Annotated in this window: 1 pseudogene; it reads right to left on the bottom strand. The window is 59.4% G+C overall.

Annotation, left to right across the window (positions count from 1 at the left end):
• Positions 1–648: pseudogene (locus ACELLULO517_RS28465) on the bottom strand (IS5 family transposase); the annotation flags it as partial.

The raw sequence follows: 648 nt of genomic DNA, 5'->3' as shown, positions 1-648 counted from the left end.
CTAGGTCACCGACTCATTATGACGCAGCCAGATGCGGATTGAGGCGAGCTGAACAGAGGCGAGGAAGTTGTCGTCTCGTTTGTCATACCGTGTTGCGACGGCACGGAAGTGCTTGAGACGATTGAAGAAACGCTCGACGAGGTTGCGATACCGATAGAGGAAGGGACTGAAGGCCGGGACGTTTTTACGGTTCGGCATAGGTTTGATGTTGGCCCAGGCACCGCGCGTTGCCAACTCAGCGCGCAAGGCATCGGCATCATAGGCACGGTCTGCCAGCAGAACGTTGCCAGCACCCAGGCTGGCAAACATGGTCTCGGCGCTGCGCCCGTCATGGGCTTGCCCCGGGGTGAGCTTGAGCATGATGGGCAAGCCCTCGGCGTCGACCAGGGCGTGGATTTTGGTTGTCAGGCCGCCGCGCGAACGACCCATGCAACCGGATCCATCTTTTTTTGGGCGTTAGCGGCATGCTGATGGACGCGGATCGAGGAACTGTCGATCATCTGGATGTCACCATCATAAGCCTTTGATACCGCGTCTAAAATCCGTGCCCAAACGCCCGCCTTGCGCCAACGGTTGAACCGGTTGACGCAGGTCGTATGCGGCCCATAGCGCTGCGGAATGTCTGCCCAAGGAGCCCCCGTCCGTAGG

Origin of the sequence: Acidisoma cellulosilyticum (genome assembly GCF_020621385.1) — a bacterium.
Lineage (GTDB): Bacteria > Pseudomonadota > Alphaproteobacteria > Acetobacterales > Acetobacteraceae > Acidisoma > Acidisoma cellulosilyticum.
Note: the sequence above shows the minus strand (reverse complement) of the source record. Positions and strands in the feature narration are given on the sequence as shown.